Source organism: Priestia sp. ABM2_011, assembly GCF_056158845.1.
On sequence record NZ_JBSWUB010000001.1, the window covers coordinates 974,505 to 988,692 of the forward strand.

Annotated in this window: 15 protein-coding genes; all 15 read left to right on the forward strand. The window is 37.6% G+C overall.

Annotation, left to right across the window (positions count from 1 at the left end; genetic code table 11):
• The first annotated feature begins 1 nt into the window (after position 1).
• The 15 genes from ACXAE4_RS05155 to cccA all read left to right on the forward strand — a co-directional run bounded on the left by ACXAE4_RS05155 (position 2) and on the right by cccA (position 14,029).
• On the forward strand, positions 2 to 976 hold the full coding sequence (locus tag ACXAE4_RS05155; RefSeq protein ID WP_028411648.1) for a PhoH family protein: 975 nt from the start codon (positions 2 to 4) through the stop codon (positions 974 to 976).
• 63 nt (positions 977 to 1,039) lie between these two features.
• On the forward strand, positions 1,040 to 3,148 hold the full coding sequence (locus ACXAE4_RS05160) for an HD family phosphohydrolase (protein WP_475237317.1): 2,109 nt from the start codon (positions 1,040 to 1,042) through the stop codon (positions 3,146 to 3,148).
• Positions 3,145 to 3,615 (forward strand): rRNA maturation RNase YbeY, encoded by a 471-nt coding sequence (gene ybeY / locus ACXAE4_RS05165; protein WP_028411646.1) that lies wholly within the window; start codon positions 3,145 to 3,147, stop codon positions 3,613 to 3,615. Before ACXAE4_RS05160 ends, ybeY begins: the two co-directional genes overlap by 4 nt.
• Positions 3,599 to 3,970, forward strand: coding sequence for a diacylglycerol kinase family protein (locus ACXAE4_RS05170; RefSeq protein ID WP_028411645.1), 372 nt, complete (start codon positions 3,599 to 3,601; stop codon positions 3,968 to 3,970). Before ybeY ends, ACXAE4_RS05170 begins: the two co-directional genes overlap by 17 nt.
• Positions 3,971 to 4,061: 91 nt before the next feature.
• Complete coding sequence (locus ACXAE4_RS05175) at positions 4,062 to 4,460, forward strand: cytidine deaminase (protein WP_028411644.1); 399 nt, start codon at positions 4,062 to 4,064, stop codon at positions 4,458 to 4,460.
• Positions 4,453 to 5,358 (forward strand): GTPase Era, encoded by a 906-nt coding sequence (era, locus tag ACXAE4_RS05180; protein ID WP_013059225.1) that lies wholly within the window; start codon positions 4,453 to 4,455, stop codon positions 5,356 to 5,358. Before ACXAE4_RS05175 ends, era begins: the two co-directional genes overlap by 8 nt.
• A 155-nt stretch (positions 5,359 to 5,513) precedes the next feature.
• Positions 5,514 to 5,657, forward strand: a complete 144-nt coding sequence (locus ACXAE4_RS05185; protein ID WP_014458193.1) for a YqzL family protein — start codon at positions 5,514 to 5,516, stop codon at positions 5,655 to 5,657.
• A 27-nt stretch (positions 5,658 to 5,684) separates the two neighbouring features.
• Positions 5,685 to 6,449 (forward strand): DNA repair protein RecO, encoded by a 765-nt coding sequence (gene recO / locus ACXAE4_RS05190; protein ID WP_013059224.1) that lies wholly within the window; start codon positions 5,685 to 5,687, stop codon positions 6,447 to 6,449.
• A 258-nt stretch (positions 6,450 to 6,707) separates the two neighbouring features.
• Positions 6,708 to 7,346, forward strand: coding sequence for a transcriptional regulator CcpN (ccpN, locus tag ACXAE4_RS05195; RefSeq protein ID WP_025750542.1), 639 nt, complete (start codon positions 6,708 to 6,710; stop codon positions 7,344 to 7,346).
• Between the two features lie 33 nt (positions 7,347 to 7,379).
• Positions 7,380 to 8,183, forward strand: coding sequence for a pyruvate, water dikinase regulatory protein (locus ACXAE4_RS05200; RefSeq protein WP_014458195.1), 804 nt, complete (start codon positions 7,380 to 7,382; stop codon positions 8,181 to 8,183).
• 311 nt (positions 8,184 to 8,494) lie between these two features.
• Positions 8,495 to 8,965 (forward strand): YaiI/YqxD family protein, encoded by a 471-nt coding sequence (locus ACXAE4_RS05205; protein WP_028411643.1) that lies wholly within the window; start codon positions 8,495 to 8,497, stop codon positions 8,963 to 8,965.
• A gap of 41 nt (positions 8,966 to 9,006) precedes the next feature.
• Complete coding sequence (dnaG, locus tag ACXAE4_RS05210) at positions 9,007 to 10,815, forward strand: DNA primase (protein WP_016765586.1); 1,809 nt, start codon at positions 9,007 to 9,009, stop codon at positions 10,813 to 10,815.
• A 65-nt stretch (positions 10,816 to 10,880) separates the two neighbouring features.
• Positions 10,881 to 12,014, forward strand: coding sequence for an RNA polymerase sigma factor RpoD (rpoD, locus tag ACXAE4_RS05215; protein ID WP_013059219.1), 1,134 nt, complete (start codon positions 10,881 to 10,883; stop codon positions 12,012 to 12,014).
• 384 nt (positions 12,015 to 12,398) lie between these two features.
• Entirely contained in the window at positions 12,399 to 13,538 is a 1,140-nt protein-coding gene (locus tag ACXAE4_RS05220; RefSeq protein WP_028411642.1) for an acyl-CoA dehydrogenase family protein, read from the forward strand.
• 131 nt (positions 13,539 to 13,669) lie between these two features.
• A complete protein-coding gene (cccA, locus tag ACXAE4_RS05225; RefSeq protein ID WP_028411641.1) occupies positions 13,670 to 14,029 on the forward strand; it encodes a cytochrome c550 in 360 nt (119 codons plus the stop codon).
• Positions 14,030 to 14,188: the final 159 nt, after the last annotated feature.

Below are 14,188 nucleotides of genomic sequence, written 5' to 3' on the forward strand. Positions count from 1 at the left end.
AATGTCAGAACAGCTAGTAACAATTAACGTACAACTTGATGATTCAAACGAAGCCATTTCATTATTTGGCGTACAAGATGCGAATTTAAAGCGAATTGAAGAAGAAATGCAGGTCTCGATCATTTCAAGAGGTGAGACTGTTGTAGTCTCCGGAAGTACAGAAAATGTTCAGCTAGTGGAAGAAATGCTTAAAAAGTTACTGAACATTATCCGCAAAAATATTTCCATATCTGAACGAGATGTTGTGTATGCGATTCAATTAGCTAAGAAAAATTCTCTCGAGTTTTTTGAAGATGTATATGAAGAAGAGATTGGTAAAAACGTAAAAGGTAAGACTATTCGTGTTAAGACATTAGGACAAAGTCACTACATTTCTGCTATTAAGAAAAATGATTTGGTATTTGGAATTGGGCCTGCTGGTACGGGTAAAACGTATTTAGCCGTTGTCATGGCCGTTAATGCTCTTAAAAATGGTCACGTACAGCGTATTATTTTAACACGTCCTGCTGTTGAAGCAGGTGAAAGTCTTGGCTTCTTGCCAGGAGATTTGAAAGAAAAAGTAGATCCGTACTTGCGGCCTCTGTACGATGCATTACATGATGTATTAGGAACAGAACATACGCAACGCCTAATCGAACGCGGAGTTATTGAAATAGCACCCCTTGCTTATATGCGAGGTCGTACACTAGATGATGCGTTTGTTATCTTAGACGAAGCACAAAACACCACGATGGCGCAAATGAAGATGTTTTTAACACGACTAGGATTTGGGTCTAAAATGGTGATTACAGGAGATATTTCACAAATTGATTTACCAAAAGGAGCTCAGTCTGGTCTAGCGGCTGTCTCGAAAATCCTGACCAATGTTAAAGGTATTTCGTTTGTTCATCTAGAACAGTCAGATGTTGTGCGCCATCCACTTGTGGGACGTATCATTCAAGCGTACGAACACGCTGACCAAAAGACCCTTTCTTAATAGGGTCTATTTTTTGTAAAAGGGGGTACGTTTGTGTCAACGTTTCGGATAATCAAGCAAACAATGGCACAGATCGAGCGATTACGGTTAATTCAAATTGGGTTATATGCCTTGTTAGGTATAATGATGTTTGCGTCTATGTATAGCAATGTAAAGCCGCAGGAATTAGATCTTAGACTACTGTCTATTTCCCCGCAAACCATTTACTCACCCGTTACCATTGAAGATAAAGAGAGCACAGAGAAAAAACGGGCAGAGGCAGAACAAGCCGTTGAAGATGTGTATACACAAAAAACAGAATACGCACAGAACCAAGTCGATCTTGTTGCATCTATTTTTGATGCGATGATGGAAGTTAATACAAAATATGAAAAAGAAGATCATGAAGATGACAGTATCGATGCCGTATTAAAAACCAAACAAAAAATGCTAGAGGACAAGCTTCCTGAAGACATTCAAAAAAACTTGCCAAAGGATACCATCAAGCAGCTGCTTCAGTCTTCTAACAGTGATTTATCGATTGCGAAAGACGCTGTAGTTACAGCCGTTCATCATGTGATGAAAGATCAAGTGAAGATTAGCGATGTAGAAGAGAAAAAAGACCAGGTAGAAGGTCAGCTTGTTTACACCAATGTCAGCAACTCCCTAAAGGATTCAATGAATGCAATTGCTAAATTCGCTATCATTCCAAATGTGATTTATGATCCCAAAAAAACAGCTGAAAACCGTCAAGCAGCTGTGGAAAAAGTGGAGCCTGTTCGAATTAAACAAGGTCAGATTATTGTAGAAGAAAATCAGCTTATTAATCCTGATATATATCGTCAGCTCCAGCTCGCGGGATTGTTGAATAATAAAGGATCTATTCAGCCTTTTGCGGGATTAGCTTTGCTGATTGTGATGATGATAGCCGGCCTCATTTACTATTTGCGTGAATTTCACACCAAGACATATCAGCCCTTGTTGTTGTATGTATTGGTAGCAACCATTACGATTGGCCTCATGAAAATCTTAAGCTTGTTTCAACAAATTGATTTATCGGAAATTGGTTTCTTAGCTCCTGTTGCGGTGGGAGGTTTGCTGATTCGAATTTTAATGGATGAACGCATTGCTATTTTATCAAGTATTGTATTTGCTATTTGTGGAAGCATTATTTTTAATGGTGAATTGACAACCTCGTTTAATATGAACATTGGGATTTACTTTTTAATTAGCAATATTGCTGCTATTTTATTTTTAAGCAGGCAGCACAGGCGTTCACGGATTTTGCAGGCAGGTCTATTTGTGGCTATGGTAAACGTAATTATTAGCTTTGCTATTATTTTTATTAAAAATGGCCAAATTGGTACTGTAGAGCTTGGCTATTACAGCATGATGTCAATTGCATCTGGTGTTATTGCTTCCGTTTTAGCTATAGGTTTGCTTCCGTTTTTTGAAAGTGGATTTGGCATTTTATCTACGATGAAGCTGATTGAATTATCGAGTCCTAATCATCCGCTATTACGTAAAATCTTAACCGAAACACCGGGAACGTATCATCACAGTGTAATGGTGGCAAACTTATCTGAAGCGGCGTGCGAAACGATAGGAGCTAACGGTTTATTAGCGAGAGTGGGGGCTTATTACCACGATATTGGTAAAACGAAGCGACCGCAGTATTTTATTGAAAATCAAATGAATATTACCAATCCGCATGATAAACTAAGTCCGAAGACTAGTAAAAATATTATAATCGCACATGCTACAGATGGAGCGACCATTTTGCGAAATCACAAGTTTCCAAAAGAGATTGTAGATATTGCAGAGCAGCATCACGGAACGACCCTGCTTAAGTTTTTCTATCATAAGGCACTTGAACAAACAGAAGAAAAAATTGATGAAAAAGAATATCGCTATCCTGGACCAAAGCCTCAGTCAAAAGAAGCAGCGGTTATTTGCATAGCTGATAGTGTAGAAGCAGCCGTAAGGTCAATGTCCAATCCAACTCCGGAAAAGATTGAGAACTTGGTGCGAAATATTATTAAAGATGGCTTGCAGGATGAGCAGCTTAGCGAGTGTAACGTAACGCTCAAAGAGCTAGAGTTAATTCGCCAAGCACTATGTGAAACTTTAAATGGGATTTTTCATTCCCGAATTGAATATCCAGAGATAAAAAAAGAGAAGGTGAAGGTATGAGTTTAGTTATTGATTTTATTGATGAAACAAACGAAGTGAGTAAAGAGCAGCAAAAAGAGCTTGAGAAGCTGCTTGAAGCCGCTGCTATATATGAAAATCTTCAAGAGGATGCAGAAGTATCCGTTACATTTGTGGATAATGATCGAATTCAAGAAATCAATCATCAATACCGCCATAAAAATCAGCCAACGGATGTAATATCGTTTGCGCTAGAAGAAATGGGCGAAGATGAAATGCAAATTATCGGAGATGAGATGCCAAGAGTTCTGGGGGATATTGTCATTTCGATTCCAAAAGCTCATGAGCAAGCAGAAGAATACAATCACTCGTTTATGAGGGAGCTAGGATTCTTAACGGTTCACGGTTTCTTGCACTTGCTTGGGTATGACCATGAAACATCAGAAGATGAAAAAGAGATGTTTACACGTCAAAAAGATATTTTAGAACAATATGGACTCTCGCGGTAAAAAAGGGATAGCTAAAGTTGTCAGTAGCTTTGGTTATGCAATAGAGGGGTTTCTCTATGTTTGTAAAACACAGAGAAATATGCAAATTCACGTAGCAGCTTCTTTCATCGTCCTTCTCTTAGGAGCCGTGCTGTCAATTACAGCTGGTGAATGGACGGTTGTGCTGCTTCTGATTGCAGGCATGTTCAGCTTAGAGTTAATGAATACAGCGGTTGAAAAAGTTGTTGATTTAGTTTCTCCTGAATATCACATACTAGCAAAACACGCAAAAGATGCAGCCGCAGCCGCGGTGTTGGTCTATGCGTGTTTTGCTGTCCTTATAGGAGGAATTATTTTCTTAAAGTATTTGTTTTAAAAAGGATTCTTTTTGGTTCTTTACACCCCCGTGGTATAATAAAAAAGGACAAGTTAAAAGACATGTAGAAGCGCAAAAGGAGAGCGGATAAATGGATAAGACCGGACTGATTGATGAGGCGAAAAAAGCTCGTGAAATGGCTTATGTACCGTATTCAAAATTTAAAGTTGGTGCAGCTTTATTGACGAAAGATGGAAAGGTTTATCGCGGCTGCAATATTGAAAATGCAGCTTATAGCATGTGCAATTGTGCTGAGCGTACGGCTTTATTTAAAGCCTATTCAGAAGGAGATAAAGAGTATAAAGCACTTGTTGTAGTAGCTGATACTGATCGTCCTGTTTCTCCGTGTGGAGCATGCAGACAAGTAATCTCTGAGCTTTGTCCAAAAGAAATGAAAGTTATATTAACCAATTTAAAAAATGACATACAAGAACTAACTGTGGAAGAATTACTTCCAGGAGCATTTTCATCGGAGGATTTACATGAGTAATAATGAATTTAAGTCAGGTTTTGTTTCAATTATTGGAAGACCAAACGTAGGGAAATCAACTTTTTTGAACCGAGTGATTGGTCAAAAGATTGCGATTATGAGTGACAAACCGCAAACAACTAGAAATAAAATTCAGGGTGTGTACACGGAAGATCAGGCGCAAATTGTGTTTATAGATACACCAGGAATTCACAAACCAAAGCATAAATTAGGCGACTTTATGATGAAGGTAGCACAAAATACGCTTAAAGAAGTAGATTTAATTTTATTTATGATTAACGCAACAGAAGGCTTAGGTCGAGGCGATGAATTTATTATCGAGCGTTTAAAAGATACAAAAACGCCTGTTTTCCTTGTGATTAATAAAATTGATGAAATTCATCCAGACGAATTGTTTTCAATTATCACGAATTATAAAGACTTATATCCTTTTGCTGAAATTGTGCCAATTTCAGCTTTACAAGGAAATAACGTGGAGCGTTTGCTTGATCAAATCAAGCAGCGATTGCCGGAAGGTCCGCAATATTACCCGGCAGATCAGGTAACAGATCACCCAGAGCGCTTTATTATTACGGAATTAATTCGTGAAAAAGTGCTGCATGCAACGAGGGAAGAAATACCTCATTCTATTGCCGTTGTGATGGATTCTATGCAAAGACGAGATAATGGCGCTGTTTACGTCGGGGCTACAATTATCGTCGAAAGAGATTCACAAAAAGGCATCGTAATTGGAAAGCAAGGAAAGATGTTAAAAGAGGTAGGAAGAAAAGCAAGAGCAGACATTGAAGCCCTTTTAGGTTCAAAAGTATTTTTAGAACTATGGGTAAAAGTACAAAAAGATTGGCGAAACCGAGCGTCGCATCTCCGTGACTTTGGATTTAGAGAAGACGAATATTAATCATTTGAGTTCTTGTTTGCGTCGATTTATATCCCTTCATAAAAGAAGGTGATTTGTAAAAAATTGTGTTACATGATTTTACGTCGGAAGGCTATTCTAAACATAAGGAATTGAAATATGTATCTGATCTTTATGGTTAGAAAGGTGGGAGTTCTATGTTGAATTTTACTTGGAACATTTTTTCACAAACAGGTAGCATTGATACTTATCTCATTTTTAAGGAACTTGAAAATGAAGTGAAAGAAAGACCCGAAACATATGAGGACAACAGCGAAAGTCTCAATTCTCCCTTGTCTTAGCCTTCTGTAAGATGGCGGTGATGATGATTGTTTAAAAAGTGTGAAGGAATTGTCATTCGAACGAATGATTACGGTGAATCAAATAAAATTGTCACCATTTATTCACGTGAACTCGGAAAAGTGGGTCTCATGGCAAGAGGGGCAAAAAAGCCCAGTAGTCGCTTAGCTTCCGTCACACAATTATTTACGTATGGATACTTTTTTATACAAGCAGGTTCAGGAATGGGTACTCTCCATCAAGGAGAAGTTATCTCATCTATGAGAAGCATACGCGAAGATATCTTCACAACAGCGTATGCTTCTTATATTCTTGAATTAACAGATAAAGCTACTGAGAACAATAAACCAAATCCATTTCTATTTGAACTGCTGCATCAAACCATTCATTATATGAACGAAGAGTATGATGCAGAGATCTTAACATTTATTTATGAAATGAAAATGTTAAACGTTCTAGGTCTTCATCCTACATTAAATGAATGTGCAGTCTGCCATCAAGGTGAAGGAACCTTTCATTTTTCCATTCGAGAAGGCGGGTTTATTTGTCATCGATGCTTAGAAAAAGATCCTTATCATTTGAAAATTAGTCCGATGACGGTTAAACTATTAAGGCTATTTTATTACATTGATTTAAAGCGGTTAGGTTCTATTTCTGTTAAACCCGAAACAAAAAAACAATTAAAGTTTGTAATTGATCAATATTATGAAGAATATTCAGGATTGTTTTTAAAAACAAAGCGGTTTTTGAATCAGATGGAGTCTTTAAAACAATCGCTCTCTGATGAGAAATAGAAAAGATAATCAGTGATATGCAAGGAATTGCTGTCGCTAGGGTGCCTCGTAGTGTGTAGAGGACACCCTTTTTACTGTGGAGCGAAGGGGTAGTTTCGCTTATTGTAAGCGTAATGTCTGCTTTTTTTGAGAAGCCATGGTAAAATAAACGGCATTCTAAAAAGATAAAATGCTAAAATTAATAAGTTATAGCTTTTACTTTTGCTTAAAAAGTATATAATGTTTTATAAATAGTATGTCACATTTAATGATTAGGTGGTGAGTACAATCGAACTGAACAAACGACAAGAACAAATTTTACAAATTGTCAAAGACGAAGGCCCTATTACAGGCGAGCATATTGCAGATCAGCTTAGCCTTACGCGGGCCACGCTAAGACCGGACCTTGCTATTTTAACAATGGCTGGTTATCTAGAAGCGCGACCGCGCGTAGGTTACTTTTACACAGGTAAAACAGGAGCACAGCTTCTTACAGATAAAATAAAAAAAATACAGGTGCAAGAGTATCAGTCTATCCCTGTAGTCGTGAACGAAAATGTGTCGGTATATGATGCTATTTGTACAATGTTTCTAGAAGACGTGGGGACCCTTTTTGTAGTGGATGAGAAATCACAGCTAGTGGGAGTACTGTCGCGTAAAGATTTATTGCGCGCGAGTATCGGAAAGCAAGAGCTCACATCTATTCCTGTTCATATTATCATGACGAGAATGCCCAACATTACATATTGCTATCGCGAAGATTTGTTAATTGATATTGCTAAGATCTTAATTGAAAAACAGATTGATGCTATGCCCGTTATTAAAGAGGGAGACGGCAATTTTGAAGTGGTGGGACGCATTACCAAAACAAATATTACAAAATTACTAGTAGCATTAGCAAATGATGAAGTATTATAAGTGAAAAAGGATTAAAAAGGGGATGCACAAAATATGAACAACCCATGTCTTTATGTCATTTCGGATTCTGTAGGTGAGACAGCTGAACTAGTTGTAAAGGCTGCCTCTAGTCAGTTCAATATGACAGACTTTGTAATTAAAAGAGTACCTTATGTAGAGGACATCGCAACACTTTCAGAAGTGGTTTCAGTAGCAAAGTTGAACAACGCTATTATTGGCTTTACGTTAGTAAAGCCCGAAATGAGAGAATTTTTAATTCAAGAAGCGTCCAAGAACGGGGTAGAGGTATTTGATATTATTGGACCTTTAATTGATAAAATTCAATCTTCTTATCAACTTTCTCCTCGCTATGAGCCTGGTATGGCTAGAAAATTAGACGAAGATTATTTTAAGAAAGTAGAAGCGATTGAATTTGCAGTGAAATATGATGATGGGCGTGATCCGAGAGGAATTCTTAGAGCGGATATCGTATTAATCGGTGTATCAAGAACGTCTAAAACGCCTCTTTCTCAATTTTTAGCACACAAGCGTTTGAAAGTAGCCAATGTTCCGATTGTACCTGAAGTAGATCCACCAGAAGAGCTGTTTCACGTATCACCTGAGAAGTGTATAGGGCTTACTATTAGTCCCGAAAAATTAAACGATATTCGTAAAGAGCGTTTAAAGTCTCTTGGTCTAAACGATAAAGCAATTTATGCTAATATTGGTCGTATTAAAGAAGAACTTGAATTTTTTCAAGGGATTGTAGATAAGATTGGCTGTGAAGTGGTTGACGTATCCAACAGGGCCGTAGAAGAAACAGCCGGTATCATTCTCAATACCATCAAAAAGAAATAAACGATGGATCTCCTCCGTGCGTAATATAAAGGAGATTGCTTTCTTATGTTTGTATGCTGTAAGCCTAAGAAAATATACCAAAGATGAATATGACAGAACTTTTAAAAACAAGTGACTTTGGTATAGAAAATATAGGTTGTTTATATTATAATAAAAAATTGTGATAAAAAAGAATAGTTTTAGGTTTAGACTTTGTTAAGAACGAATAAACTATTTATATAAAAGTCAAGTCAAAATCGAAAAAAGTATTCGACAAATGCCATCTACAGGAAATAACAATTTGTTAGAAGGAATCTCTGGAGGGATGTAGAATACAGAGTTATAGCAAAAGAAAAAGTAAAGTTTTTGTCGATGCTGATGCATGCCCTGTCAAAGCAGAAATCGTTGAACTTACACATACATATGACATCGAGCTTGTGTTTGTTGCTTCCTATGCTCACATGCAAACAAATCCTACACCAGGAAAATGGGTCTATGTGGATGCAGAAAAGGAAGCCGCAGATTTATATATTTTAAATCACGCAGCCAAGCAGGATATTGTCGTAACTCAAGATACTGGCTTGGCAAGCATGTTAGTAAGTCGAGGGGTTTATGCACTGTCTCCTCGTGGAAAGTACTATAATGACGACGAAATGAATACGGTGCTTTTCTTTCGCTATGTTTCTGCAAAAGAGCGACGATCAGGGCGTCATACTAAAGGCCCGAAGGCATTTAGTGAAGAAGATCGCCAGCATTTCATTCAAGCTTTTGAAAAAATGTTGTCGAAACTTGCAGGAATTTAGCACTTAGTGAAGAATATTATATGAAATACGGAGCTGTTACTATGGCAAATCGAATTCCTGATGAAGTAATCGACCGTATTCGGCATTCAGTAGATATTGTCGACGTCATAAGCGATTATGTACAACTAAAAAAACAAGGGCGCAATTATTTTGGACTCTGTCCGTTTCATGGGGAAAGCACACCATCTTTTTCAGTATCGCCTGATAAACAAATTTATCATTGCTTTGGATGCGGTGCAGGAGGGAATTCATTTTCATTCATAATGGAATTAGAAGGACTGTCCTTCACGGAAGCAGCTCAGCAGCTTGCTGAAAAAGGAGATATTCCTTTTGAACATGAGATACATCCTCATGAAGAAGATAATCAAAAGCCTAGCAATAAAATGATTGAAGCACACGAGCTTTTAAAGAAATTTTACCATCATTTATTGGTAAATACAAAAGAAGGCCAAGATGCTTATGATTATTTAATAAATCGAGGGTTTTCACGAGAAATTATCGATGAATTTGAGATAGGTTTTGCTTTAGATTCGTGGGAATTTGTAAGTAAGTTCTTAACAAAACGTGGGTTTAATCCGCAAGAGATGGAACATGCAGGTTTAATCATTAAACGCAACCAAGATGAAACGTACTTTGATCGTTTTCGCGATCGAATTATGTTTCCTATTGCTGACTTGCAAGGCAAAACAATTGCATTTTCAGGGCGCCTGCTAAAAGAGATAAAAGGGCAGCCTAAATATTTAAACAGTCCCGAAACTTCTATTTTTAACAAAAGTCGCACACTCTACAACTTTCACCGCGCTAAAAAACATATACGCAAAAATCAGCAGGTTATTTTATTTGAAGGATTTGCAGATGTTATTTCAGCTGTTAAAGCGGGGTGCCCAAACGCAATTGCAACAATGGGAACTGCCTTAACAGAAGAACAAGCCAAAATTATTCGCCGAAATGTAGAGTCCGTTATCATTTGCTATGATGCAGATTCTGCTGGAATTGAAGCAGCGCACAAAGCAACTGCTATCTTAACAAATGTGGGTTGTACCGTTAAGATTGCTGTGATGCCGGATGGTTATGACCCGGATGATTATATTAAAGAATACGGGGCAGAGAAGTTTCAAAATGATGTTATTAATAGCAGCTTGACCTTTATGGCATTTCAAATGAGGTATCTCCGCCGAAAGCGAAATCTACAAAATGAATCTGAACGTATGCAATACATTGAAGACGTTTTGAAAGAAATAAGCCTCCTTACAAAAGCTGTAGAGCGAGATCATTATTTACGCCAATTGGCACAAGAGTTTTCCATTTCATTAGATGCGCTTAAAGAACAGCAGTATCAAGTGTATCGAACGGAAAAAAAGAAAAAGGATAATGATTCTCCAAATCGAAATAATATAAATAGACAACCAGTCGTAAAGAGAAGCTTATTACCGGCTTATCAAAATGCAGAACGTTTTTTGATCGCTCATATGTTGAAAGATAAGGATGTAGCATTTAGAATTCAAGACCGACTTCAAGGTCAGTTCAATGTCGAAGAACATCGTGCGCTTGTTCTATATTTGTATGCCTATTACGAGGAAGGACACGAGCCTAATCCGAGCGGATTTATTGAGCGGTTGCCCGAATCTTCGTTGTCTAGTCTAGCTTCAGAATTGGCGATGATGTCAATCAATGATGAATTGTCGGAGCAAGCTTTGAATGATTATATCCAAACGATATTGATTTATCCACAAAGGGTAGCGATAGAAAAAAAAGAAGCAGAAAAGCAAGAAGCAGAGCGTCAAAAAGATTATTTAAAAGCTGCGACAATAGCAATGGAAATTTTACAGTTGAAAAAAACGTTAAAATAAACGATGTTGCGTATTAGTCCCACTTTTAGAAGGTTTTCCTTAAAATTTTGGAAGGAGGGGATCTGATGGCTGAAAAATCAGCTCAATCAAAACAACTTGATTCAGATTTAACAATTGAACAAGTAAAAGATCAATTGACCGAAATCGGAAAAAAACGTGGTGTGCTAACATACGAAGAAATTGCAGAGCGTATGGCGAACTTCGAAATTGAATCCGATCAAATGGATGAATATTATGAATACCTTGGAGAACAAGGTGTTGAAGTAATGAGTGAATCTGAAGCAAATGATGACGATGCCGATCCCGATATTCAAGAACTGTCAAAAGAAGAAGAGTTTGATTTAAATGATTTAAGTGTACCTCCTGGTGTGAAAATTAATGATCCAGTTCGTATGTACTTAAAAGAAATCGGACGCGTTGACTTATTGTCGGCAGAGGAAGAAATCAATTTAGCAAAACGTATTGAAGAAGGCGATGAAGAAGCGAAACGTCGTCTTGCTGAAGCAAACTTACGTCTTGTTGTAAGTATAGCTAAACGCTATGTTGGACGCGGTATGCTGTTTCTTGATTTAATTCAAGAAGGAAACATGGGTCTTATTAAAGCGGTAGAAAAATTTGATTATCGCAAAGGTTATAAATTCAGTACGTATGCGACATGGTGGATTCGTCAAGCTATTACTCGTGCGATTGCTGACCAAGCAAGAACGATTCGTATCCCTGTTCATATGGTTGAAACGATTAACAAACTAATTCGTGTTCAACGTCAGCTTCTACAAGATTTAGGTCGCGAACCATCTCCTGAAGAAATTGCAGAAGATATGGACTTAACACCAGAAAAAGTTCGTGAAATCTTAAAAATTGCCCAAGAGCCGGTTTCTCTTGAAACGCCAATTGGTGAGGAAGATGATTCTCATTTAGGTGACTTCATTGAAGACCAGGATGCAACATCACCTTCTGAACATGCTGCATATGAATTATTAAAAGAGCAGTTAGAAGACGTCCTTGATACGTTAACAGATCGCGAAGAAAATGTTCTTAGACTCCGCTTTGGTCTGGACGATGGGCGTACGCGTACGCTTGAAGAAGTAGGAAAAGTATTTGGCGTAACGCGTGAGCGTATTCGTCAAATTGAAGCTAAAGCGCTTCGCAAGCTTCGTCACCCTAGCCGAAGCAAACGTTTAAAAGATTTCTTAGAATAGATAAAAGCGTAAATAGCGCTTATGAGATAGCTTCTTTCCCTGCGGAAAGAGGCTATCTGTTTTTTATGGAATAAATTTCATGAAAACGCATTTTAAAGAAGTATATTGATTTTTTTACCAACTTTTCTTCTTTCATATATTTTACTGAATTGTCCTTCGTTTTGCAAATGCTCCTTTATATTCTTTTGTTATAGAAGCGTAAGATGTTCAAATTTCATTTAAACATCCGAAAAAAAATGGAATCGCTCTCATTTTATTCTTGCATTGATGAATACTCCTCTATTATAACATGAAAAAATTAAAACGTTTTAAAAGTTGAGAAAATTTACAAAAATGAATTATAATTAGATAATGTAAGCGTATACATTTTTAGGGGGAATAAAAATGAATTATGAATTAACCAATGAACAAAAGATGATTCAACGGACGCTGAGAGAATTTTCAGAAGCTGAGGTAGCACCAAATGCACTAGAGCGCGATCGAAGTAAGCAATTTCCGCTTGATGTTTTTAAAAAGTTAAGTGAGCTTGGTGTAATGGGCCTTCCTTTTCCTGAAGAGTATGGTGGCGGAGGCGCAGATACGGTTAGTTTTGCTATTGTCGTAGAGGAGTTAAGTAAAGCTTGTGGCTCTACAGGAATTACATACTCAGCTCATGTTTCGCTCGGGGGGGCACCTATTTATTTATTCGGAACAAAGGAGCAAAAAGAACAGTACCTACCTGCTTTATGCTCCGGGGAATCTTTTGGAGCGTTTGGTTTAACCGAACCGAACGCAGGAAGTGACGCGGGGGGAACGGAGACCGAAGCAGTGTTGAAGGATGGAACATTTAGGATTAATGGAAGTAAATGCTATATTACGAATGCCAGCTATGCAAAGTTTTTAGCTTTAACAGCTGTTACAAACCGTACAGAAGGTAAAAAAGAAATTTCAGCTATTATCGTGCCTACAGAAGCTCGAGGTTTTACTGTAATAGACAATTACGAGAAAATGGGTCTACATGCTTCAAATACAACTGAACTCGTTTTAGAGGATGTTGAAGTGCCTGAAGAGAATTTACTCGGTGTAAGAGGAGAAGGATTCAAACAATTTCTAATGACGCTTGACGGGGGAAGAATTGGAATTGGGGCAATGGCCGTTGGAATCGCTCAAGCGGCTTATGAAAAAGCACTGTCATATGCGCAGGAAAGAAAGCAGTTTGGGAAAGCTATTTCATCGTTTCAAGCGATTCAGTTTAAATTAGCTGATATGGCCATGAAAATTGAGTTAGCAAGAAATATGGTGTATAAAGCAGCGTGGTTAAAAGACCAAGGAAAGCCATTTACGAAAGAAGCAGCTATGTGTAAACTGTATGCTTCTGAAATTTGTATGGAAGTAGCCAGTCAAGCTGTGCAGATTCATGGAGGATACGGCTACATGAAAGAGTATCACGTGGAGCGGTATTTACGGGATGCCAAGCTTTTAGAAATTGGAGAAGGAACTTCGGAAATTCAGCGCTCTGTTATTGCAAGGCAAATTGGCTGTTAAGATAAGTAATAAGAAATTAGTTAATTATGTAAATAAAACCCTTTCACTTATGAGCATTTTCAAGTAAAATAAAAGTGCTTATACTATTTTGTTATTTCTAGGGATGGGAATACATAAAGGGGGTATAGTGAGTGAAGCGAAATCCGCTAATACCATTTTTATTAATTGCGGTAATCGGGATTGCTTTAATGTTAACGCTTTCGTTCAACGGATTGAACAATGCAAAAGAAATCGCGGCTGAAAAAGAAGGCGGTGGCGCGGAACAGCAGGCTTCAGCTAAACCAGAAGAAATTTATCAAAAAACTTGTATTGGTTGTCACGGTGATCAGTATCAAGGTGGAGTAGGTCCTTCGTTAAAAGGAATTGGGAAAAAAGTTTCTCAAGACGAAATTGCAAATATTGTTGTAAACGGTAAAGGAAACATGCCGGCCGGGCTGGTTCCACCGGAAAAAGCGAAGGAAATGGCTAAATGGGTATCCGAAATTAAATAGAGTTCAGAAACATGATTTTCTGGAAAGCCGCTCATTTATAAAGCAGGCTTTTTTTTTATGATTTTTTTATACGCATTCAGCTAGAAGGAAAACATGAAGAGAAATAGGAATCATGCAACTATCTATGTTAAAATAATGAACAGTAATCACATAGAGAAT